This is a genomic window from Novosphingobium sp. FW305-C-111 (genome assembly GCF_058783565.1).
In genome coordinates, this window is sequence record NZ_JBYSYP010000002.1 from 186,834 (window position 1) to 210,215 (window position 23,382).

Sequence of the window (23,382 nt, forward strand, 5' to 3'; positions counted from 1 at the left end):
GGGGTCGCCGGGGCGGCGCTTCGTGTCAAGCGCGCCGCTCCCGGGTTACCGCTTTTTCATCACCAGATGCGGACGCGCTCTTCCGGCGGCAGGTAGAGCTTGTCGCCGGGCTTGACCCCGAACGCCTCGTACCACGGATCGAAGTTGCGCAGGACGAAGTTGACCCGCGCCGCGTCGGGCGAGTGCGGATCGGTCTGGAGGATCTGGCGGGCCAGCGCCTCGCTCCACTTGCCGCGGTAGTGCTGGGCATAGCCGATGAAGAAACGCTGGTCGCCGGTCAGCCCGTCGATCACCGGCGCGTCCTTGCCGCCGAGCGAGAGCTTGTAGGCCTGGTAGGCCATCATCAGCCCGCCGAGGTCGCCGATGTTCTCGCCCAGCGTGAGCTGGCCGTTCACACAGGTCTTGCCTTCGTCGAACGGGCAGTAGGTGTTGTACTGCGCAACCAGCTTCGCGCCGAGCGCGTCGAAGGTCTTGCGGTCTTCGTCGGTCCACCAGTTCCTGAGCGCGCCGGTGCCGTCGTACTGCGAGCCCTGGTCGTCGAAGCCGTGGCCGATCTCGTGGCCGATGGTCGCGCCGATCGCGCCATAGTTGACCGCCGGATCGGCGTTGGGGTTGAAGTTGGGGGCCTGCAGGTAGGCGGCCGGGAAGACGATCTCGTTGGCCGGGGGCATGTAGTAGGCGTTGACCGTCTGCGGGGTCATCAGCCACTTGGTCTTGTCGACCGGCTGGCGCAGTTCGCGCAGCTGCTTCTGCCACGCCCAGTCGGAGGCGGCGACCGCATTGGCCAGCGGCTGGCCGGGGCGGATGTCCATGCCCTCGTAAGTCTCGAACTTGTCCGGGTAGCCGATCTTGACGGTGAACGCCGCAAGCTTCTTCTCGGCCTCGGCGCGGGTCGCCGGGCTCATCCACGGCAGGTCCTTGAGGTTCGCCGCCATCGCCGTGCGCAGGTTGCCGACGAGTTCGAGCATCGCGGTCTTGCTCGAGGCCGGGAAGTTGCGCTCGACATAGACCTTGCCCAGCGCCTCGCCCATGGCCCCCTCGACGAAGCCGACAGCGCGCTGGTCACGCGGGCGCTGGGCCTTCCGGCCCTGGAGATAGCCGCTGTAGAAATCGAAGCGCGCGGCATCGAGATCGGCCGGCAGGATCGAGGCATAGGTGGTGAGGAACTGCGCGGTCATCCACGCCCGCAGCGTCGGCAGCGGGGTGGTTTGCAGCAGCGACAGCAGCGCGGGGAAGCCGCCACCGAGCTTGGCGGCATCGTCCGCCTTGACTCCGGCGGTCTCCGCCTCGCCGGCGGCCAGCGGAACTTCGCTGACGTTGAAGCTGTCATCCAGCTTGAGACCGGACGCCGCGAGCATCCGCGCCATCGGGAACTTGCCCGACATCGCGACCAGCTCCTTGCCGGTCATGGGGTTGTTGGTGATCACCGGGTTGCGGGCGATGGTGCGGTCCCACATCAGCGCCGCGATCTGCTTCTCGAAGCCCATGACCGCGTCCGCGGAAGCCGCGGGATCGGCATATCCGGCCTTGCCCAGCACGAAGGTCAGGTACTCCTTGTACTTGGCCTGCATTTCGAGATTGCGGTCGGTGGCGACGAGGTAGTTGTCGCGGTCCGGCAGTCCGATCCCGCCGACGTTGACGCCCACGGTGTTGCGGTCCGGCGCGTTGGGGTCGATCGTCACGCCCATGCCGATCGGCGAAGGATAGCCGGGCTTGGCCATCAGCTCGAGGAGCTGCTGGCGGGTCTTGGCGCTGGCGATGCTGTTCAGCCAGGGCTTCGCCGGCGCCATTCCGGCGGCGTTGATCGCATCGACATCGAGGTAGGAGGTGTAGGCGTCGGCAATCCGGCGCTCGAGAGTGCCGGGTGCCGGGTTGCTCTTGATGAGGTCCGCGATGGCGAGGCCGAGGTCATGCTGCGCGCCCAGCGTGAGGTCCAGCGCGGGACCGGCGAGCGGATACTGCGGCGGAATCTCGGTGCGCTTCTCCCACTTGCCGTTGACGTACGCGTTGAAGTCGTCCCCCGGCTTCACTGCGGCGTCGAGGTCGGCGACGTCATAGCCCCATGCGGGATAGGTCGGGGCGGCGAGAGCGGGCGCGGCCGGGGCCGGCGCGGTCTCGGCACGGGCTGGCAGCGACAGGGCGGAAAGCGAAACAGTGGCCGCAAGGACGGCGAACGCACGAAGCATGGATGAACCCCCGGGGTGGTTACGGTTGCGACTGGATTGCTTCTAGCCGCTTAAACGCGGCTGAACACCACGTCGTTGGTCGAAAGCGATAATGCCTTCGCCGAATGGCCCGCTCAGGCGGCCATGCCGTCGAACTGGAGCCGGGCCAGGCGCGCGTAGAGACCATTGGCGGCGCTGAGCGACCCATGGGTGCCCTGCTCGACGATCCGGCCCTCGTCCATCACCACGATCCGGTCGGCCTCGCGCACGGTAGCGAGGCGGTGGGCGATGACCAGCGTGGTGCGGCTCTTCATCAGACGGTCGAGCGCGTCCTGGACCAGCCGCTCGCTTTCGGCGTCGAGCGCACTGGTCGCCTCGTCGAGCAGCAGGATCGGCGCGTCACGCAGCAGGGCGCGAGCGATGGCGATGCGCTGGCGCTGGCCGCCCGAAAGTCGTGCGCCGTCTTCGCCGAGGAAGGTGTCGAGGCCTTGCGGGAGGTTGCGGATGAAGTCCTCGGCATTGGCGGCGCGCGCCGCTTCCCAGATCGCGGCGTCGTCCGCGCCCCAGTTGCCATAGCGCAGGTTGTCGCGGGCGCTGGCCGCGAACAGCGTGCCGTCCTGCGGGACAAGCGCCATGCGGGCACGGATCTCCGCCGGATCAGCCGAGGTCAGCGCCACCCCGTCGAGCCGGATTGCGCCCGCTTCGGGATCGTAGAAACGCTGGGCGAGCTGGAACAGGGTCGACTTGCCCGCGCCCGAGGGCCCGACGATGGCCACGGTCTCGCCCGGCTCGACCGTCAGGTCGAAGTCGATGAGCGCCAGGGTCTCGGGCCGCGTCGGGTAGCGGAAGCTGACGTTCTGGAAGGCGAGCTGCCCGCGCGCCGGGACGGGGAGCGCCTGCGGCCGGGCGGGCGGGGCGATGGTCGGCTTTTCGTTGAGCAGTTCGTTGAGCCGGCTGGCCGCGCCTGCGCCGCGCAGAAGGTCGCCATAGACCTCGCTCAAAGCGCCGAGCGCGCCGGCGGCGAGGCCGGCCGTGACGACGATCGCGAAAATCGTCCCGCCGCTGATCGTCCCTTCGGCTACGCCGAGCGCGCCCTCCCAGACGAGCATGACGATGCCGCCGAACACCAGCAGGATGACGATGGAGGTCATGAACGCACGCAGGCGGATGCGATTCTTGGCGACGTCGAAGGTGTGTTCGACCCGGTCCCGGAAGCGTTCGAGCTCGCGGCCTTCCTGTCCGAATGACTGGACCACCCGCATCGCGCCGAGCACTTCGGAGACGATCACCCCGATCGAGGCGACCCGGTCCTGGCTCGAGCGTGCGACAGTGCGCAGGCGGCGGCCGAAGAACACCAGCGGCAGAACCACCAGCGGAATGCCGAGCAGGACGATGCCGGTCAGCCTGGGCGCGAGGAAGAACAGGTAGATGACCGCGCCGACCGCAGTGATCGCATTGCGCAGGGCGACCGAGACGGTGGTCCCGACGACCTGCTCGATGATTGCAGTGTCCGAGGTCATCCGGCTGGAGATTTCCTTCGGGCTGTTGGCCTCGAAGAAGCTCGGCGGCAGGCGCAAGAGGTTGCCCTGGACCTTCAGGCGGACGTCGGCGACGACCCGCTCGCCCAGCCAGGAGACGAAATAGAAGCGCACCGCGGTGCCCAGCGCCAGCACGACGACGATGCCGAGCAGGTACTCGAACCAGTGCGCGATCTGGGCGACGTCGGCGCCTTTGCTGAAGCCCTTGTCGATGACCAGGCGAAAGCCTGCCGGGATAGCCAGGGTCGCGCCGGACGTGACCATCAGGGCCAGGGCCGCGACCGCGACGTGCCCCGGGTACTTCGCGGCCTCGCGCCAGATCATCCGCAGCGGCCCCAGGCTGCGTGCCGGCTTCGGATCGGCGGCGGTCGCGCCTTCGTCCCTGATCTGTCCCTCGTCCATCCCGTCCGCCTAGCCGATGCAGGCCCGTCCCGAAAGTGAACTGTGCGACAGGCGCAGGCGTTTTTGCAACCGCGAACACTTTGCTGCGTTGCACAAGCGACAAAACCGGGGCAATCTCACCTATGACGAGTCCGCGCCGGGGGGCGCGCAGAAGGATAGACAGCCATGCTGTACAAGATTCACGAACTCCAGCGCGCCTGGCTCAATGCCGGCAGCGCCAGCGCTTCGATCATGGCGGAGTTCTTCGCCGATCCCCGTTTCCCGCCGGCCAACCTCGGCTTCGGCCAGACGATCGCCTCGGCGCTCGACGTGTTCGCCCACGCCGCCGCGCCGCGCGGCAAGCCCGCCTTTGGCATCCGCACGGTCACTGTCGATGGCACCGTCCGCGCGGTGACCGAGGTGACCGAGGTCCACCGGCCGTTCGGCGACCTCAAGAAGTTCACGCATGAAGGCTTGCCCGAGGATGCGCCGCGGCTGCTGATCGTCGCGCCGATGAGCGGGCATTTTGCCACGCTCCTGCGCGGCACGGTCGAGCGAATGCTGGAGCGCTGCGTCGTCTACATCACCGACTGGGCCGACGCGAAATACGTGCCCCTGGAAGAAGGGGTGTTCGATCTCGACGATTACATCGACTACGTCGTCGGGTTCCTCGAGCATATCGGCCCGGGCGCGCACGCCATGGCCGTATGCCAGCCCTCGGTCCCGGCCTTCGCCGCAACCGCGATCATGGGCGCGAACGAGCATCCCTGCCGCCCCGTGACGCTGACCATGATGGGTGGGCCGATCGATACCCGTGAAAGCCCGACCGCGGTCAACGATCACGCGATCACCAAGCCCTACGTCTGGTTCAAGCACAACGTGATCACCACGGTGCCGGCAAATTACCCGGGCGAAGGGCGGCGCGTCTATCCGGGGTTCGTCCAGCTCGCCAGCTTCATGAGCATGAACCTCGGCAGCCACATGATGAGCCACTACGGCCTGTTCAAGCACATGGTCCAGGGCGACGGCGAGAGCGCCGACGCGACCAAGGCGTTCTACGACGAATATCGCGCGGTGTGCGATCTTCCGGCGGAATTCTACCTCCAGACCGTCGACGTCGTCTTCCAGCAACACCTGCTGCCCAAGGGCGAGATGGTCCACCGCGGCAAGGCGGTCGACCTCGGCAAGATCACCGACACCGCGATCCTGTGCATCGAGGGCGAGCGCGACGACATCTCGGGCATCGGCCAGACCAGGGCCGCGCTCAAGGTCACGCCGAATCTGCCGGAAGCGATGAAGAAGTACCATCTCGCGCCTGAGGTGGGTCACTATGGCATCTTCAACGGCTCGAAGTGGCGCGGCTCGATCGCGCCCGTCGTCGACGCCTGGATCGTCAAGCACGAGAAGGCGGCAAGCCGCAGGCTCAAAGCCGTAGGCTGAACCGGTTTCAGGAGGGCGCGGGACCGATGCCCGCGCCCATCCCGACGCATATCAGACGAAGAACTGCGTGATCCATTCGCAGATCAGGGCCGGCTTGCTCTCGCCCTCGATCTCGATGGTGATCTCCATGGTCTGCTGCCACTGACCGGGGCGCTTCTCGTCGAGTTCGAGGAGCTTGAACACGCCGCGCACACGCTTGCCCGATCGAACCGGCGCGATGAAGCGGGTCTTGTTGCCGCCGTAGTTGACCGCCATCTTGATGTCGGCAACGCGCGGACAGTCGCTTTCGGCAGTCAGTACCGGAATTAGCGACAGGGTAAGGAAACCGTGCGCGATGGTCCCGCCGAATGGGGTCAGCTTGGCTTTTTCCTCGTCGATGTGGATGAACTGGAAATCACCGGTCGCCTCGGCAAACTTGTTGATCCGGTCCTGGCTGACCTCGACCCAATCCGAGGTGCCGACCTGCTGCCCCTCGAGCGCCTTGATCTCTTGCGGAGCCATCATTTTCGCCATTTCTGCGATCCTTCCGTGCGGTATGATTCCCGGTGCTTCATGGACGGGCCGCAGGAATTTCGCAATCAGGCGGGCGCTACCCTGACCGTTCTGCCCGCATGCGGGGACGCAGGGGACGCGGCAACCGGACGCTTTTCGAGCCGGCGCACGTAGCTCCACAGGCCGCACTGCAGCCCGACCAGCATGTAGCAGAACGGCTGGAAAGCGATTCCGACGAACAGCGAGCCGACAAGATAGACGATCTGCGCCTGCTGCAGCGAGTTGGCGAGCGGCGAAATCCACGCGAGGTCAGGTTCGTCGCGCTTGTGGTAGCGTCGGCGGAGGATCTCCATCTGCCACACGCCAAGCACGTGGAGCATCAGCCACAGCGCCAGGCCGGGGAAGCCCTGCTCGCCCAGCATCTCGAAGTAGCTGGAATGGAAGGCGCGGCCTTCCTCGACGATCTGTTCGCTTTCGAGCGCGATGATGTTGTCCTCGGTCCGCGTCTCGCTGACGGTTTCGTAGACCAGCTTGTTCTGGCGATAGACCTCGAACCCGCCGCCGAGGGGGTTGGCCTTCACGTACTCGATCGTCCACTTCCACACCGCGACGCGGGTCGAGGCCGATTGGTCGGACTTGTGGCTCTCGATGGTGCTCATCCGCTTGGTGAAGCTGTCGGGCAGGAGCGGGGTGACGATCAGCGCCGCCGCGCCCAGCGCCGCGACATAGAGGAAGCGGTTCTTGACCGAGCGCAGCGACAGCAGCGCCAGCACCGCCCCGCAGACCAGCCCGGTGCGCGCCTGGGTGCCGATGGGCATGAGGAAGCAGGCGAACGACAGGGCGACCGCGAACAGGATCACCGGCTTGCTCTTTGGAAAGACCGTGCCGTGGCGCACCAGCCAGACGATCAGCGGGATCACCGCAAACGCGACGCAGCTGATGATCGAGCCCTCGTACAGACCGTTGTTGTCGTTCACGAGCAGCTTGAGCGACTGGTAGCCGCCGCCGCCGGCCAGCGTCTTGATCCCGCCGCCGATGACGATCACCGCGATCGACAGGACCATGACGAGGGCCAGCGCCTCGATCCTGAGGCGGGTACGCAGGGTCAGCGGCAGGAAGATCGCGAACAGCAGTGCCTTCCACACCCACGACCACTTCTCCGCCGCTTCCGCCGGAAAGTCCGCGCCCAGCGTGGTCAGCCCGCAATAGGCGAGGAGAAGGACCATCAGCAGCTGGCGGAACGACAGCCGTGTGCCGCGCTTGTCGTCGAGCAGGACCCAGGCCCCGAAGGCGAGAGTGAAGGCAACCAGCGAGATCGGGATCTTGGTGAGGATGCCCCACGCGACTTTCTGCGGCGCGACGATGTCGATGTAGGCATAGACCAGCACCAGCAGGAACGGCCGCTTGAACCCGGCGAGCAGGAACAGGCCGACGAAGGCGAGGAAGAACAGGTCAAGCATCGCGGCGCGGGCGCTTGCGGAAGATCTGCGGCGGGGCCGGGTCAGTCAGCGGGTCGCGGTCGAGGTCGTCGCGCAGCAGCAGCCGCCAGACAGCGATTCCCATCAGGATGTGGGGGATCAGGATGGTGATCTTGTCGATCATGGGTCTGGTGGTGGCGCGGGGCCGCTCCGGCTGTTCGGTCCCGTCCTAGCGCGGCGGGGTTGACGCGCCGTTAAGCCTTCTCTGGCAGGAAATCGGCGCATGACCCGGGTGCTCCACGTCCTCGACCATTCGCTGCCGCTGCATAGCGGCTATACCTTCCGCACCCGCGCGATCCTGCGCGCGCAGGAGGCGGACGGGCTGGAGGTGCGCGCGGTGACCGGCCAGCGCCAGCTGGCCTGGGGCGGGACCGAGGCGAACGCGGCAGGGATGTTCGAGGGCCTGCGCTTCGACCGCACGGAGGGCGCGCCCGAAGGCCCGCCGGGCCTGCGCGAATGGCGCGAGGTCGCGGCGCTGGCCAAGCGAATCGAGGCGCTCGCCCGCGAATGGCGGCCCGACGTGCTCCACGCCCACTCGCCGGCGCTGTGCGGCCTCGCCGCATTGCGGGCCGGCAAGGCGCTCGGCATCCCGCTGGTCTATGAGATCCGCGCCTTCTGGGAGGACGCCGCTGCCGGAAACGGCACCGGGAGCGAGGGCTCGCTCAAGTTCCGCCTGACCCGCCACTTGGAAAACCGCGCCGTCGCCGGGGCGGACGCGGTGGTCACGATCTGCCGCGGCCTGGCCGACGACCTGGTCGCTCGGGGCACGCCGCCCGCCAAGCTGTCGATCATGCCAAACGGGGTGGATCTCGAAATGTTCGGATCGGCCCTGCCCCGCGACGCGGCGCTCGCCGCCGAGCTGGGGCTGGGCGAGGGCCCGGTAATTGGTTTTCTCGGCAGCTATTACCCCTATGAAGGGCTCGATGACCTGATCGCGGCCATGCCCGCAATCGTCGCCGTGCATCCCGGCGCTGCGCTGCTGCTGGTCGGCGGCGGCCCGGCGGAGGCGGCTCTGCGCGAGCAGGCCGCGGCTTCACCGGCACGCGACGCAATCCGCTTCGTCGGCCGCGTTCCCCACTCGGAGGTCGACCGCTATTATTCGCTGGTGGACGTGGTCTGCTACCCGCGCAAGGCGATGCGGCTGACCGAACTGGTCACGCCGCTGAAGCCACTGGAGGCCATGGCCCAAGGCAAGCTCGTCGCCGCCTCGAATGTCGGGGGGCACCGCGAACTCATTCGCGACGGCGAAACCGGGACCCTGTTCCCGCCCGACGACCCGGCGGGCCTGGCCGAATCGCTCAACCTGCTCCTCGCCCAGCCCGCGCTGTGGCCCGCCCGCCGCGCCATTGCCGAAGCCTTCGTTGCGCGTGAGCACGACTGGGCTCGCAACGTCCGGCGTTATCATGACGTTTACCAAACCGTGTTAGCCGGAAGGCCGGAACATCGCACCTCTGCCGCGGCCTGAGCGGCTTTGGAAAAGGTGCAGGAAGAACGAGACGGGGCCGAAGGTGACCATGGTGCAGCGCAAGAAAACGCCGGTTACAAGGCACCGCCTGTTCCCTGTTGTCGTCGCCCTGTGGTTCGCGGCGCTGCTCGGGCTCGGCAGCTTTGCGGTTCCGGCCGCCATGCTCAGCGAGGCGGTATCGGCAAGCGGACTGCCTGCTGTGATCCCGGCGGCTGCCCCGCCGCTCGGGTTTACCGCACAGGCGCTGGTGGCGCTGGTCCTGACCGCGACCGGTGCCTTGGTCGGCTTCGCCATCGGCCGGCGAATCGGCGGGCGGCGCCCGGCCTCGGTCTTGCGCCAGCACGCGCCATCGTCCGTTCCCACGGTGCGGGCCCGCGACAGCCATCCCGACGCGCCGCCGCGCCGCCCGTTCAGCGCGAGTGAGCACCTGCCCGCTCCCGAACCCGTTGAAATGGCCGAGACGCCCTTTCCCGGCCGCCGCCGTGCGCTCGCCGTCACCGACGAGACCCAGCCGGCCGAGCACCGCGACATCGTCCCTGTGCCGGGTTCCGGGGAGGTCATGCCGCTCGACCTGTCCACCTTGTTCGCGGAGATCGAGAGCGAGGGCACGGTTAGAGGCGAAGAGGTGCTCGTAGCAGAACCGGTCATTGCCGAACCTGTCGAGGAGCCTGTCGAAGCTCCGGCGGTGGTCGCGCCCGAGCCGACTGCTGCGCAGTCTATGCCTGTCATGGCTGTCCCCGTGGCAGCCGCCATGGTCCCGACGCCCGCTGTGCGCGCCGCCTCGCCGGTCGCTGCGGCACCGCTGGAGACCCTTGGCGTGGTCCAGCTCGTCGAACGGCTCGCGCTGGCCATCGGCGAGCACCGCCAGCGCTATCCCGAATCGGGCGCTCCCGAAGGATTTGCCGAAGCCTTGCGCACGCTTGGCGGCACGGCACCGCGGCCGTCCGAGGTGCGCGAGCCTGAACCCGAGACGACCGCCCTCCCTGCGGCCGCCCCCGCGACCGTCGCACCCCAGCCTGCTCCTGCCCCGACCATCGCCCGCTTCGAGAAAGCGCCCGTGGTGACCTTGCCGGTAACTCCCGCCCCGTGGATCCCTGCTGCTGACGACGATGCGCTCGAACTGCCGGCCCAGGCGGCGCGGTTCCTTCGCATCGAAACGCCGGCCGAGGCGAGCCAAGTCGTGCCTGCGGATGCCGAGGACGAAATCCTCGCGGCGGAAGACACGGCTGCAGGCGGCTATTCCTCGCTGCTGAGCGTGCCCGTGATCCGCCAGCCGGAGACCGTGGAAGATGCGGCGGACGAGCCGTCCCCGCCTGAACCGGCGGAGGCACCGGGGCGGCAGATGTTCGTGCGGATCGACGAGCCGGTCGAGGCGCCGGGTGCCGAACCCGTGGTGATATTCCCGGGCCACGCCGCAACCCCGGCGGGGCAGCAGCCGGGCGAATCAACGCGCCAGCCGCTCGTGTCCGGCCAGTCGAGCCTTGATCGCGAGGAGGCCGACCGCGCACTGCGAGCGGCGCTCGCCACGCTCCAGCGGATGTCGGGGGCGCGTTGACCCGGGTGCCGGCGGCGTAAACTACGGCAGGCGGGCCAATTACTACGATTGCGCTGCTGCTCGCAGTTGCAAAAAAACATTCCTGCAGTCATGGGGGACCCTCGCGCAATTTTCGTCGCCTGCCGGGCGATGTGAGTCGCGTGCGGTTGCAACAACCTTCGACGCAGGACTGATTTCGAAATGGGATTCCCTTCGCCCCAGGGCCTTTACGATCCGCGCAATGAACACGACGCCTGCGGCGTGGGCTTCGTCGCCCATATCAAGGGCGCGAAAAGCCACGCGATCGTCAGCCAGGCGCTGGAAATCCTGCACAACCTCGACCATCGCGGCGCGGTCGGCGCAGACCCGCTGCTGGGTGACGGCGCGGGCATCCTGATCCAGATTCCCGACCAACTGTTCCGCAAGTGGGCCGCCGGCGCGGGCAAGGACCTGCCCCAGCCGGGCGACTATGCCGTCGCCATGTGCTTCCTGCCGCAGGAAGACGCCGCGCGCGCCTTCGTGATCGAGACCTTTGAAAAGTTCATCGCGAAGGAAGGCCAGGAACTGATCGGCTGGCGCGACGTGCCGACCACGCTCGACGGGCTTGGCAAGACGGTTGTCGAATCGATGCCGGTCATCCGGCAGTGCTTCATCAAGCGCGGCACCGCGACCGAGGACCAGGACGCGTTCGAGCGCAAGCTGCTCGCCATCCGCAAGCAGACCCAGAACCCGCTCGCGGCGATGGCCGAGAAGCACGGCCTGCCGGGCGTGACCCAGCTTTACATGCCCAGCTTCTCGAGCCGGACCATCGTCTACAAGGGCCTGCTGCTGGCAACCCAGGTGGGGTCGTTCTACGACGACCTGCGCGATCCCGACTGCGTTTCGGCGCTCGGGCTCGTCCATCAGCGCTTCTCGACGAACACCTTCCCCAGCTGGAAGCTGGCGCACCCGTTCCGCTTCATCGCCCACAACGGCGAGATCAACACCGTGCGCGGCAACGTCAATTGGATGAACGCCCGCCGCCGCACGATGGAATCGGAGCTGCTCGGCCCCGATCTCGACAAGCTGTGGCCGATCGTCCCGCACGGCCAGTCCGACACCGCCAGCCTCGACAACGCGCTCGAACTGCTGCTGGCAGGCGGCTACAGCCTGGCTCACGCGATCATGATGCTGATCCCGGAGGCCTGGGCCGGCAACCCGCTGATGGATGCCAAGCGCCGCGCGTTCTATGAATACCACGCTGCGCTGATGGAGCCCTGGGACGGCCCGGCCGCCGTCGCCTTCACCGACGGCCGCCAGATCGGTGCGACACTCGACCGCAACGGCTTGCGTCCCGCGCGCTTCTGCGTGACCGACGACGACCTCGTGGTCATGGCCTCGGAAAGCGGTGTGCTGCCGATCAAGGAAGACAACATCGTCCGCAAGTGGCGGCTCCAGCCGGGCCGCATGCTGCTGATCGACTTCGCCGAGGGGCGGATCATCGAGGACGAGGAGCTCAAGGCCCAGCTCGCCGGGGCGGAGCCTTACGAGGAGTGGCTCGAGCAGGCGCAGTACAAGCTCAAGGACCTCGAAGTCGTCGACGAGGAAGAGCACGCGCTGCCCGAGGAAACCACCTCGCTGCTCGATCGCCAGCAGGCCTTCGGGTACACGCAGGAAGACGTGATCAAGTTCCTCGAGCCGATGGCGGCGATGGGCGAGGATCCGATCGGTTCGATGGGCACCGACACCCCGATCGCGGTGCTTTCGGACCGCTCGCGGCTGCTCTACGACTACTTCAAGCAGAACTTCGCGCAGGTCACAAACCCGCCGATCGACCCGATCCGCGAGGAACTGGTCATGTCGCTCGTCAGCATGATCGGGCCGCGCCCGAACCTGCTCGGCCACGACGCCGGCAGCCACAAGCGGCTCGAGGTCGACCAGCCGATCCTGACCAACGCCGACCTCGCCAAGATCCGCTCGGTCGAAAGCGCGCTCGACGGTGCCTTCCGCACCGCCACGATCGACACGACCTGGGATGCCGCATCCGGGGCCGACGGGCTCGAGATGGCGATCAAGGAGATGTGCTGGGCGGCGACCGAGTGCGTGCTCGCCGACAAGAACATCCTGATCCTGTCCGACCGTGCCCAAGGCCCCGACCGCATCGCCATGCCGGCGCTGCTGGCGACTGCGGCGGTTCACCACCACCTCGTCCGCCAGGGCCTGCGCATGCAGACCGGCCTTGTGGTCGAGACCGGCGAGGCGCGCGAGGTCCATCACTTCTGCGTCCTCGCGGGCTACGGCGCGGAGGCGATCAACCCCTACGTCGCGTTCGAGACGCTCGAGCAGATCCGGCAGGACAAGGGCCTGCCGCTCGATCCCAAGGATGTGAAGAAGAACTACATCAAGGCCATCGGCAAGGGCATCCTCAAGGTCATGTCCAAGATGGGCATCTCGACCTACCAGTCGTACTGCGGCGCGCAGATCTTCGACGCGGTCGGCCTGTCGAGTGCATTCATCGACAAGTACTTCACCGGTACCGCCACCACGATCGAGGGCGTGGGCCTCAAGGAAGTGGCCGAGGAAACCGTGCGCCGCCACGCGGTCGCGTATGGCGACAACCCGGTCTACCGGAAGATGCTCGACGTCGGCGGGATGTACCAGCTGCGCCTGCGCGGCGAGCAGCATGCATGGACCGCGGCGAACATCGCCAACCTGCAGCACGCGGTGCGCGGCAAGACCCCGGAAAAGTACCGCGAGTTCGCCCAGTCGATCAACGACCAGTCCGAACGCATGCTGACCATCCGCGGCCTGATGGAGCTCAAGAAGGCGGACAATCCCGTGCCGCTCGAGGAGGTCGAGCCGGCCAGCGAGATCGTGAAGCGCTTCGCCACGGGCGCAATGAGCTATGGTTCGATCTCGTGGGAGGCGCACACCACGCTGGCGCTCGCCATGAACCGGATCGGCGGCAAGTCGAACACCGGCGAGGGCGGCGAGGACCCTGCGCGCTTCAAGCCGCTGCCGAACGGGGATTCGATGCGCTCGGCGATCAAGCAGGTCGCGTCGGGCCGATTCGGCGTCACGGCCGAATACCTCGTCAACGCCGACGACGTGCAGATCAAGATGGCCCAGGGCGCGAAGCCCGGCGAAGGCGGCCAGCTGCCCGGCGACAAGGTTGACAAGACCATCGGCAAGACCCGCCACTCGACCCCGGGCGTCGGCCTGATCTCGCCGCCGCCGCACCACGACATCTATTCGATCGAAGACCTCGCCCAGCTCATTCACGACCTCAAGAACGTGAACACGGGTGCGCGAATCTCGGTCAAGCTGGTGTCCGAAGTGGGCGTCGGCACCGTGGCTGCGGGCGTGTCCAAGGCACGCGCCGATCATGTCACGATCTCGGGCTACGAAGGCGGGACCGGCGCGTCGCCGCTGACCTCGCTGACCCACGCGGGTTCGCCGTGGGAGATCGGCCTTGCCGAGACCCAGCAGACGCTGCTGCTCAACAACCTGCGCAGCCGCATCTGCGTGCAGGCGGACGGCGGGCTGCGCACGGGCCGCGACGTCGCGGTCGCGGCGCTGCTCGGCGCGGACGAGTTCGGCTTCGCCACCGCGCCGCTGATCGCGGCCGGGTGCATCATGATGCGCAAGTGCCACCTCAACACCTGCCCGGTCGGCGTGGCCACCCAGGACCCGGTCCTGCGCGCCCGCTTCACCGGCCAGCCCGAGCACGTGATCAACTACTTCTTCTTCGTCGCCGAAGAGCTGCGGGCGATCATGGCCGAGATGGGCTTCCGCACCGTTGCCGAAATGGTGGGCCGGGTCGACCGGCTCGACACCCGCAAGGCCGTGCACCACTGGAAGGCCGAGGGCGTCGACCTGTCGAAGCTGCTGCACCAGGTCGAGCCGGTCCCCGGCACGACCCTCAACTGGAGCGGGACGCAGGATCACGGGCTGCAGAACGCGCTCGACAACGACCTGATCGCCGCTGCCGCTCCTGCCCTCGAGAAGGGCGAGGCGGTGCGGATCGAACGCAGCGTGATCAACGTCAACCGCACGGTCGGCGCCATGCTGTCGGGCGAAGTGGCCCGGAAGTACGGCCATCGCGGCCTGCCCGACAACACGATCCAGGTTCGCCTGACCGGTGTCGCCGGGCAGAGCTTCGGCGCGTTCCTCGCCCACGGCGTGACGCTCGACCTCACCGGCGATGCCAACGACTATGTCGGCAAGGGCTTGTCCGGCGGACGGGTGATCGTCCGCCAGCCGGGCCATGTCAGCCGCGAGCCGACCGAGAACATCATCGTCGGCAACACCGTGCTTTATGGCGCGATCGCGGGCGAGGCGTATTTCAACGGCGTCGCCGGCGAACGCTTCGCGGTCCGCAACTCGGGCGCGATCGCGGTGGTCGAGGGCACCGGAGACCATGGCTGCGAATACATGACCGGCGGCGTCGTGGTCGTGCTCGGCAAGACCGGGCGCAACTTCGCCGCGGGCATGTCGGGCGGCGTGGCTTACGTGTTCGACGAGGCCGGGCAGTTCGGGCAACTGGCCAACCCGGCGATGGTCGACCTCCTGCCGATTTCGGCCGAGCGCGATGCCGAGGATGGTGCAGGCCGGCCGCAGCAGCGCGGGGTGGGCGTCGACGACTATGGCATGGGCGACATGCTCCGCCATGACGCGGAGCGCCTGCGCATCCTGCTCGAACGCCACCACCTCCACACCGGCAGTAAGCGCGCCCGCATGCTGCTCGACGACTGGGATGCGGCGCTGGCGAAGTTCGTCAAGGTCATGCCGCGCGATTATGCCCGCGCGCTCCGCCAGCAAGAGGCCGAACGCCTCGAAGCTGCCTCGGTCGCTGCGGAATAAAGGTTACAAGACAATGGGTAAGGCTACCGGTTTCCTCGAAATCGACCGCAAGGACCGCGGCTATCGCGATCCGGCCGAGCGGCTCGCACACTACAAGGAATTCATCGTCCCGCACGATGAGGGGTCTTTGAAGGCGCAGGCTGCGCGCTGCATGAACTGCGGCATTCCGTACTGTCACAACGGCTGCCCGGTGAACAACCAGATCCCCGACTGGAACCACCTGGTATACGAGGCGGATTGGCAGGAAGCGGTCGAGAACCTCCATTCGACCAACAACTTCCCCGAATTCACCGGCCGCATCTGCCCCGCCCCGTGCGAGGCGGCCTGCACGCTCAACATTATCGACCAGCCGGTGACGATCAAGTCGATCGAATGCGCGATCGTCGATCGTGGATGGGAGCAGGGCTGGATCACGCCCCAGGTTCCGGCGCAGAAGACCGGCAAGTCGGTCGCGGTCGTCGGTTCGGGACCGGCGGGCCTTGCCGCCGCCCAGCAGCTGGCCCGCGCCGGCCATTCGGTGACGGTGTTCGAGAAGAACGACCGGGTCGGCGGGCTGCTCCGCTATGGCATCCCCGACTTCAAGATGGAGAAGCACCTCATCAACCGCCGCGCGATGCAGATGGAGGCCGAAGGCGTCCAGTTCCGCACCGGGGTGGAAGTGGGCGTGACCATCTCGTTCGCATCGCTCCAGGAAAACTTCGACGCCATCGTCCTCTCGGGCGGTGCGGAGGACCCGCGCATGCTCCAGATCCCCGGTGCGGAGCTGCCCGGGGTGCGCCTCGCGATGGAGTTCCTGACCCAGCAAAACAAGCGCAACGCCGGTGACGACGAACTGCGCGCCGCGCCGCGCGGGTCGATCACTGCGACCGGCAAGCACGTCATCGTCATCGGCGGCGGCGACACCGGTTCGGACTGCGTCGGCACCTCGAACCGCCAGGGTGCCGCAAGCGTCACCCAGCTCGAGATCATGCCGCGTCCGCCCGAAAAGGAAGACAAGGCGCTGACCTGGCCGGACTGGCCGCTCAAGCTGCGCACCTCGTCGAGCCACGAGGAAGGCTGCGAGCGCGACTGGTCGGTGCTGACCAAGCGCGTGATCGGGGAGAACGGCAACGTCACCGGCCTGGAATGCGTCCGCGTCGAATGGGCGAACGGCCAGATGCAGGAAGTTCAGGGCAGCGAATTCACGCTCAAGGCCGACCTCATCTTCCTCGCGATGGGCTTCCTCGGGCCGCGCAAGCAGGGCCTGCTCGAACAAGCCGGGGTCGAGCTCGACCCGCGCGGCAACGTCAAGGGCAACGTCTTCGACTACCGGACCAGCGTGGACAACGTGTTCGCCTGCGGCGACATGCGCCGCGGCCAGAGCCTGGTGGTCTGGGCGATTCGCGAAGGCCGCCAGTGCGCCCGCGCGGTCGACGAGGCGCTGATGGGGGTGAGCGAACTGCCGCGCTGAGGCTGGAGAAGTTCGTCGACACGAAGGGCGCCCCATCGCGGGCGCCCTTTTCGTTTGGCCTAGTTGATCGCCGGCTCGCGCTCGATCCGGGCCACCGGTTCGGGCGGTCCGACCATCCGCGAGGCTACCCACCGCGAACGCATGCGGTTGAGTGGCTTGTCGTAGAACCGCCAGATCAGCCACGAGCCGAGCGGCACCGCGGCAAAGCTCGCCGCCGCGACCGCCAGCCGGACCCGCGTAGGGGCACCGGCGAAGGTGAAGAACCACTGCATCGCCACCCAGTGGAGCAGGTAGAGGATGTACGACAGGTCCGCGTACATCTTGTCGGGCCCGTCGCTGCGGCGCGAGGTGGTGTACATCGCGAAGGGGATGGTGATCAGCGCCAGCACGACGTTGAACGGCGAGTTCCACACCGCCAGCGGCCCCGGGTTCCCGCCGACGATCAGCATTCCCCGCCACGGCGAAAGGAACACGCCTATCACCAGGAGCACGAACAGCCCCGCCGAAATCGCGGCCCAGCGGCCGGTGTTCGACCATTCGATCCGGGTTGCGGCCATCCCGGCGACAAAGAACAGGATGTACTTGGGGAGCGACGGCACTTCGAGGCCCATGCTCGCCAGCGAAATCGCCCCGGCTGCGAGCACCACCAGCACGATCCACGCGGCCCCCTTGAGCAGCGGCAGGCGCGCCGCGAGGATCGCCGAGAGCAAGGGCGCGAGGACGTAGAACTGCATCTCGACGTCGAGCGACCAGGCCGACCCGACCGGCAGGTAATCGAGCCACGCATAGCCCAGCATGAACGCGCTGGAGAACGCGAGGTGCAGCGGCGAGTTGGCGAAGACCTTGTCTTCGGGCACCCCGACCAGCGGCAGCAGCAGGATCGTGATTATGTTGATGAGGATCATCACCGGCGCAAGGCGCCAGATCCGGCTAACGATATAGGTCAGGTACGCCGCGCGGGTGTGGCGGTAACGCTCGTCCCACATCCGCTGGAGCCAGTAGCCCGACAGGACGAAGAACACGTACACGGCGTAGCCGCCAAGCGCGAAGCTGCTGAAATGGTGGATGAACACCAGCATCGCCAGGAAGAAGCGGAAAGCCCCCGGATCGAGCGGGACGGCGACCCGCCAGCCGAGGGCGAAGGCTTGCTTGATCAGCGATGGCATGCTTCGCCGCTTCCGGCATCGGCGCGGCGCTTGCAAGCGCTATTTGCCCGCCGGGAACTTCGCGCGGCGATACCGCTTTCAGGGAGCAACACGAAACAACTCAGGAATCCGCCATGTCCACCTCCGCCGCCGCAGCGAAGCACGCCGCGATCGAAAAGGCCCGCGCGATCGCGCCGGACGTCGCCGCCCCGATCGGCAGCACGCCCGCGACCACCTATCGCGGGGATCCCGACATCTTCGGTCGGCTCGTCGAGGATCACGACCGCCACCGCGCGCTGTTCGCGATGATCGGCGAGACGCAGGGCAAGAGCGAGGAGCGCGTGGCGCTGTTCGAGGAACTGGTCCACGAGATCAAGGGGCACGCCGCCGCCGAGGAGCAGGCGCTGTGGTCCACGGTCCTGCGCAATCCCGACACCACCGAATATGCCCGCCACGCCGTTGGCGAGCACAAGGAAATGGACAAGATGCTGGCCGACCTCGCCGCTCGCGACATGGCCTCGCCGGGCTGGCTGCGCCGCTTCGCCAAGGTCAAGGAGGAATACCTCCACCACATCCGCGAGGAGGAGCAGGAGCAGTTCGTGGAAAGCGAGAAGCACCTGTCGCAGGCCGACCGCAAGCACATGCGCACCGTCTTCGAACGCCGCAAGGCTGAGGAAAAGGCCGGTGCGGAGATCGAGAAGAAGATCCGCCTGAAGCCGTTCAACTGAGCCGCTTCACACCCGCCAGTCGATCGCCCCGCGCCCGTGCGCCTCGAGAAAGGCGTTGGCCTGGCTGAAATGCCGGCAGCCGAAAAAGCCCGCGTACGCCGAAAGCGGGCTGGGGTGCGGGGCCTTGAGCACGAGATGCGGCCCGTTTGCCAGTTCCGGCACCCGCGCCGCCTTCTTCTGGGCGTGGCTGCCCCACAGCAGGAACACCGTCGGCTCGGCGCGGGCAGCGACGGCGCGGACTGCGGCGTCGGTGAATTCTTCCCAGCCGCGCTGCTGGTGGCTGCCCGCCTGCCCCGCCTCCACCGTCAGCGCGTTGTTGAGCAGCAGCACGCCCTGCCGCGCCCAGCTTTCGAGATGACCGTGGTCCGGACGGGGCAAGCCGAGATCGCTCTCCAGCTCCTTGTAGATGTTCACCAGGCTCGGCGGCACCTTCACGCCCTTCTGCACCGAGAATGCGAGGCCGTGTGCCTGACCCGGTCCGTGGTAGGGGTCCTGCCCGAGGATGACGACCTTGACCGCGTCGAGCGGGGTCAGGTCGAGCGCGGCGAGGCGGCTGCCCCGCGGCGGATAGATCGTCTTGCCCGCCGCTTCCTCGGCCGCCAGCCAGCCGCCGAGCTGGCGCATCGGTTTCTGCGCAAGGAGGGGCTCGAGCGCGGGGCGCCAGGATTCGGGCAGGACGGTTCCGGTCATCGCCGGGCCGGGTTAGACCGCTTGCCGATCACCGGGCAAGCGCCTAAGCGGATGGGAATGGCTGTCCACCTCCACGAAGAAGACCTGCCCGAGGGCGTGCTCGCTCCCGGCCCGATCGCCATCGACACCGAAACGATGGGCCTCATCACCCCGCGCGACCGGCTCTGCGTCGTGCAGATTTCCGACGGAAAGGGCGACGAGCACCTGGTCCGCTTCAAGGTCGGCAGCGACTATGCCGCGCCGAACCTGAAGGCGGTGCTGGCCGATCCTGCGCGGCTCAAGCTCTACCATTTCGCCCGTTTCGACCTCGCTGCGATCCAGCACTATCTCGGCGTCATGGCCGGGCCGGTGTTCTGCACCAAGATCGCCTCCAAGCTGACCCGCACCTACACCGACCGGCACGGCCTGAAGGAACTGGTCCGCGAGCTGCTCGGCAAGGAAATCTCCAAGCAGCAGCAATCGAGCGACTGGGGCGCGCCGACGCTCAGCGACGCGCAGCAGGAATATGCCGCGTCAGACGTGCGCTACCTCCACGAGATGCACGCGATCTTCGTCGAGCGCCTAGCCCGCGAGCGCCGCACCGAAATCGCCCAGGCGTGCTTCGACTTCCTCCCGACGCGCGCCCTGCTCGACATCGCCGGCTGGGCCGACCGCGACATCTTCAGCCACGAATAGGCCTCGCGCGGGATGACCCTCCAGGCCGATATCCAGCGCAGCCGCCGCCAGCACTTCGCCGCGCCGGGGGGCTTCCACGACAAGCTCGTCCGCACCCTCGCGGTCGGCCTGCCGATGGCGATCGGCGTGCTTGCCGCGGTCATGATCCTTGCCCCCCTGTCGCCCCGCGGCGAGATCAGCTTCCTGCTCGACCGCAACAAGGTTGCCGTGGTCGAAGACCGGCTCAAGGTCAGCAACGCCATGTACCGCGGCCAGGATGACGAGGGACGCAACTTCTCGATCACTGCGGGCGGCGCCGTCCAGCGTTCCGCGCGGACCCCGGTGGTGGCGATGAACGACCTTGTCGCGCGCATCCTCCTCGCCGATGGCCCGGCAATCCTCACCGCCGGATCAGGCAATTACGACTATTCGCGCGAGCAGATCGACGTGTTCGGGCCGGTCAACTTCCAGACTGCCGACGGCTACCGGATGACCGCGATGGACATGAACATTGACGTCACCGCCAAGCGGATGATGAGCCGCGGGCGGGTCGAAGGCCGGATTCCTGCTGGCACTTTCTCCGCCGACCGGATAATCGCCGACCTGTCGCAGCGTACCGTCACTCTCGACGGCAACGCCCGCCTGCGGATGGAGCCCGGCAAGTTGCAGATGCCCTGACCGACATGACCCAGCAAACCCTTCTCCAGGCCGTCCGCGGCAATCGCCCCTTGCGCCATTTCGCGATCGGTTTCGCCGGCGCGGCCGCGCTGATCGCGGGCGCGCAGCAGATCGCCGCCCAAGGCATCGGCGGGCACAATTCCAACGCGCCGGTGAACTATGCGGCGGACCGGATCGAGCTCCAGGACAGGCAGAACCGCGTCGTGCTGTCGGGCAACGTCGACATCACGCAGGACAACCTGCGCCTGCGCGCCGCCCGCACCACGGTCGCCTACACCGACGCGGGCAGCCTCAAGATCCAGCGCATCGATGCAACCGGCGGGGTGTTTGTCTCGCGCGGCGGGGAAACCGCCCGCGGTGACGTCGCCGTCTATGACTTCAACGCACGAATCATCACCATGGTCGGCAATGTCGCGCTGCGGCGCGGCAGCGACACGCTCAACGGCGGCCGGCTGGTCATCGATCTGAAGAGCGGCGTGTCGAGCGTCGACGGCCGGGCCGGCGGTTCGTCCTCGGCAATCGGTGGCCCCAGCCGCGGCGGTGGCCGCGTGTCGGGGACCTTCAGCGTGCCCAGCCGTAACTGAACGCGCGCCCTTAAGGGTTTTTTGCATTGCAACATAATCGTTCGCGGCTAAGTTGCGTCGCGGACGGGACAAGCGGAGCATTGGAATTTGTCTGACAACGGCAAGGTTGCCCTGATCACGGGCGTGACGGGACAGGATGGCGCCTATCTCGCCAGGCTTCTGCTCGAAAAGGGTTATACCGTTCACGGAATGAAGCGGCGCTCGTCGTCGTTCAACACCGGCCGGATCGAGGACATCTATCAAGACCCGCACACCCCGCATCAGCGCTTCAAGCTGCATTACGGCGACCTGACGGATTCGACCAACCTGATCCGGATCGTCCAGGAAACCCAGCCGGACGAGATCTACAACCTCGCCGCGCAGAGCCACGTCCAGGTCAGCTTCGAGACCCCGGAATACACCGCCAACGCCGACGGGATCGGCACGTTGCGCCTGCTCGAGGCGATCCGTATCCTCGGCATGGAGAAGAAGACCCGGTTCTACCAGGCCTCGACCTCGGAACTTTACGGCCTCGTCCAGGAAGTGCCGCAGCGCGAGACCACGCCGTTCTATCCGCGCAGCCCGTATGCCGCGGCCAAGCTCTATGCCTACTGGATCACGGTGAACTACCGCGAGGCCTATGGCATCCACGCCTCCAACGGCATCCTTTTCAACCACGAGAGCCCGCTGCGCGGCGAAACCTTCGTGACACGCAAGATCACCCGGGCCGCCGCGGCGATCAAGCTCGGCCGGCAGGACAAGCTCTACCTCGGCAACCTCGACGCCAAGCGCGACTGGGGTCATGCCAAGGAATACGTCCGCGGCATGTGGATGATGACCCAGCAGGATGAGCCCGACGACTATGTCCTCGCCACCGGCGAGACGACCGAGGTCCGCGAATTCGTCCGCTGGGCGTTCGAGGACGTCGGCATCGACGTCGACTTCAAGGGCACCGGCCTCGAAGAGCAGGGCATTTGCCGCAAGACCGGCAAGGTGCTGGTCGAGATCGACCCGCGCTATTTCCGCCCGACTGAAGTCGACCTGCTGATCGGCGATCCGACCAAGGCGCAGCAGAAGCTCGGCTGGAAGCACGACACCTCTCCGCGAGACCTCGCCCGCGAGATGGTCCTCGCCGACCTCGCGGTGATGCAGGACGCGCCGATCGCCAAGGACGCCTGAGGAGCCGGGATCATGCCTGCACCCGCCCGGATCGCGGTGCTGATGACCTGCTTCAACCGGCGGGACCTGACCGTGGCCTGCCTCGAGCGGCTGGCCCGCGAGCCGCTGTTCGATCCGTCCGGCTTGTTTCTCGTCGATGACGGTTCGAGCGACGGCACCGGCGATGCCGTGCGCGCGCTGCTGCCCGCCGCCAACGTCGTCCGCGGCGACGGCTCGCTGTTCTGGAACGGCGGGATGCGACTCGCCTGGGACAGCGCCAAGGCTTCGGGCCGACCGTTCGACTTCTACCTGTGGCTGAACGACGACGTCGTGCTCGAAGAGGGCACGCTGGCGATGCTGGTCGAGGACGCGGATGCCTGCGTGACGCGCGGCGAAGCGGTGATCGTTTCGGCCGCGGTTCGCGAACCCGGGGCGCAGACCATCACCTACGGCGCGCAGGTCCGCCCGGACCCGTCGGGCAAGCCACTGCGGATGATGCTCCTTGCGCCCGAGGGCAGGCCGATCCCGGCGGACACGGTAAGCGGCAACGTGGTGCTGGTCTCGGCGGCGGCAGAAGCCCGGCTGGGCAACCTGATCCCGGACTTCGAGCATATCTACGGCGACCTCGATTACGGCCTCCGCGCCGGCAAGGCGGGCGTGCCGATGTTTCTAGCCAGCCGCGTCGGCGGAACCTGTGCGGCCAATTCGGTATCTGGGTCATCGCACGACGAAACGCTCGGCCTGGCGGCGCGCCTGAAGAAGCGCTGGGCGGAAGACCGCAAGGTCCATGCCCGCGACTGGCGGCGATTCGTTGCGCTCCACGATTCGCGCCCGCTGGCCGGGCTGCGCCATCGGGTCGCGCCCTACCTGCGCCTGCTGGTCCAAAGGCCGAATCGATACGGCACGACCGTCGCCAACCAAACCGACGTCTGACCCGACTCCGTGACTTTCCGCATATCCTGTCCCGGAACGGACGTTATC

At 67.3% G+C, this 23,382-nt stretch carries 18 protein-coding genes; 11 read left to right on the forward strand and 7 right to left on the reverse strand.

The window, feature by feature from the left end; translation table 11 throughout:
• Positions 1-59: 59 nt before the first annotated feature.
• Together AC3WLD_RS03470 and AC3WLD_RS03475 are read right to left on the reverse strand one after the other, a co-directional pair.
• Positions 60-2,186 carry a M13 family metallopeptidase gene (locus tag AC3WLD_RS03470; RefSeq protein ID WP_492555528.1) on the reverse strand — a complete coding sequence of 709 codons (2,127 nt, stop codon included), beginning with the start codon at positions 2,184-2,186 and terminating at the stop codon, positions 60-62.
• Positions 2,187-2,299: 113 nt separating this feature from the next.
• The gene (locus AC3WLD_RS03475) at positions 2,300-4,105 is read right to left on the reverse strand and encodes an ABC transporter transmembrane domain-containing protein (protein ID WP_492555529.1); all 1,806 of its coding nucleotides are present in this window, start codon (positions 4,103-4,105) and stop codon (positions 2,300-2,302) included.
• A 165-nt stretch (positions 4,106-4,270) separates the two neighbouring features.
• Here AC3WLD_RS03475 and AC3WLD_RS03480 point away from each other — a divergent pair, with 165 nt between their 5' ends.
• Positions 4,271-5,524 carry a polyhydroxyalkanoate depolymerase gene (locus AC3WLD_RS03480; protein ID WP_492555530.1) on the forward strand — a complete coding sequence of 418 codons (1,254 nt, stop codon included), beginning with the start codon at positions 4,271-4,273 and terminating at the stop codon, positions 5,522-5,524.
• A gap of 51 nt (positions 5,525-5,575) precedes the next feature.
• Here AC3WLD_RS03480 and AC3WLD_RS03485 read toward each other — a convergent pair whose 3' ends face one another.
• The 3 genes from AC3WLD_RS03485 to AC3WLD_RS03495 all read right to left on the reverse strand — a co-directional run bounded on the left by AC3WLD_RS03485 (position 5,576) and on the right by AC3WLD_RS03495 (position 7,618).
• A complete protein-coding gene (locus tag AC3WLD_RS03485; RefSeq protein ID WP_492555648.1) occupies positions 5,576-6,025 on the reverse strand; it encodes a MaoC family dehydratase in 450 nt (149 codons plus the stop codon).
• 77 nt (positions 6,026-6,102) lie between these two features.
• Complete coding sequence (locus tag AC3WLD_RS03490; RefSeq protein ID WP_492555531.1) at positions 6,103-7,476, reverse strand: putative O-glycosylation ligase, exosortase A system-associated; 1,374 nt, start codon at positions 7,474-7,476, stop codon at positions 6,103-6,105.
• Positions 7,469-7,618: a hypothetical protein gene (locus tag AC3WLD_RS03495; protein ID WP_492555532.1), complete on the reverse strand. Its 150-nt coding sequence runs from the start codon at positions 7,616-7,618 to the stop codon at positions 7,469-7,471. The genes AC3WLD_RS03490 and AC3WLD_RS03495 overlap by 8 nt, the downstream gene beginning before the upstream one ends.
• Positions 7,619-7,717: 99 nt before the next feature.
• Here AC3WLD_RS03495 and AC3WLD_RS03500 point away from each other — a divergent pair, with 99 nt between their 5' ends.
• The 4 genes from AC3WLD_RS03500 to AC3WLD_RS03515 all read left to right on the forward strand — a co-directional run bounded on the left by AC3WLD_RS03500 (position 7,718) and on the right by AC3WLD_RS03515 (position 16,785).
• On the forward strand, positions 7,718-8,959 hold the full coding sequence (locus AC3WLD_RS03500; RefSeq protein ID WP_492555533.1) for a TIGR04063 family PEP-CTERM/XrtA system glycosyltransferase: 1,242 nt from the start codon (positions 7,718-7,720) through the stop codon (positions 8,957-8,959).
• A 43-nt stretch (positions 8,960-9,002) separates the two neighbouring features.
• Positions 9,003-10,514: a hypothetical protein gene (locus AC3WLD_RS03505; RefSeq protein ID WP_492555534.1), complete on the forward strand. Its 1,512-nt coding sequence runs from the start codon at positions 9,003-9,005 to the stop codon at positions 10,512-10,514.
• A 180-nt stretch (positions 10,515-10,694) separates the two neighbouring features.
• On the forward strand, positions 10,695-15,335 hold the full coding sequence (gene gltB, locus AC3WLD_RS03510) for a glutamate synthase large subunit (RefSeq protein WP_492555535.1): 4,641 nt from the start codon (positions 10,695-10,697) through the stop codon (positions 15,333-15,335).
• A 13-nt stretch (positions 15,336-15,348) separates the two neighbouring features.
• Positions 15,349-16,785, forward strand: coding sequence for a glutamate synthase subunit beta (locus AC3WLD_RS03515; protein WP_492555536.1), 1,437 nt, complete (start codon positions 15,349-15,351; stop codon positions 16,783-16,785).
• 59 nt (positions 16,786-16,844) lie between these two features.
• Here the strand turns inward: AC3WLD_RS03515 and AC3WLD_RS03520 are convergent, their stop codons facing one another.
• Positions 16,845-17,951 carry an acyltransferase family protein gene (locus tag AC3WLD_RS03520; protein ID WP_492555537.1) on the reverse strand — a complete coding sequence of 369 codons (1,107 nt, stop codon included), beginning with the start codon at positions 17,949-17,951 and terminating at the stop codon, positions 16,845-16,847.
• 113 nt (positions 17,952-18,064) lie between these two features.
• On the opposite strand from AC3WLD_RS03520, the gene AC3WLD_RS03525 reads away from it, so the two are divergent.
• Complete coding sequence (locus tag AC3WLD_RS03525) at positions 18,065-18,658, forward strand: hemerythrin domain-containing protein (protein ID WP_492555538.1); 594 nt, start codon at positions 18,065-18,067, stop codon at positions 18,656-18,658.
• A 6-nt stretch (positions 18,659-18,664) separates the two neighbouring features.
• Here AC3WLD_RS03525 and ung read toward each other — a convergent pair whose 3' ends face one another.
• Positions 18,665-19,348 (reverse strand): uracil-DNA glycosylase, encoded by a 684-nt coding sequence (gene ung / locus AC3WLD_RS03530; protein WP_492555539.1) that lies wholly within the window; start codon positions 19,346-19,348, stop codon positions 18,665-18,667.
• Between the two features lie 57 nt (positions 19,349-19,405).
• Between ung and AC3WLD_RS03535 the strand changes: the two genes are divergently transcribed.
• The 5 genes from AC3WLD_RS03535 (at position 19,406) to AC3WLD_RS03555 (ending at position 23,334) form a co-directional block, all read left to right on the forward strand.
• Positions 19,406-20,023: a ribonuclease D gene (locus AC3WLD_RS03535; protein ID WP_492555540.1), complete on the forward strand. Its 618-nt coding sequence runs from the start codon at positions 19,406-19,408 to the stop codon at positions 20,021-20,023.
• A 12-nt stretch (positions 20,024-20,035) separates the two neighbouring features.
• Positions 20,036-20,680, forward strand: coding sequence for an LPS export ABC transporter periplasmic protein LptC (locus AC3WLD_RS03540; protein ID WP_492555541.1), 645 nt, complete (start codon positions 20,036-20,038; stop codon positions 20,678-20,680).
• 5 nt (positions 20,681-20,685) lie between these two features.
• Positions 20,686-21,264 carry an LptA/OstA family protein gene (locus AC3WLD_RS03545; protein WP_492555542.1) on the forward strand — a complete coding sequence of 193 codons (579 nt, stop codon included), beginning with the start codon at positions 20,686-20,688 and terminating at the stop codon, positions 21,262-21,264.
• Between the two features lie 87 nt (positions 21,265-21,351).
• Positions 21,352-22,422, forward strand: a complete 1,071-nt coding sequence (gene gmd, locus AC3WLD_RS03550; protein ID WP_492555543.1) for a GDP-mannose 4,6-dehydratase — start codon at positions 21,352-21,354, stop codon at positions 22,420-22,422.
• Between the two features lie 12 nt (positions 22,423-22,434).
• Entirely contained in the window at positions 22,435-23,334 is a 900-nt protein-coding gene (locus AC3WLD_RS03555; protein WP_492555544.1) for a glycosyltransferase family 2 protein, read from the forward strand.
• The last annotated feature ends 48 nt before the right edge of the window (positions 23,335-23,382 follow it).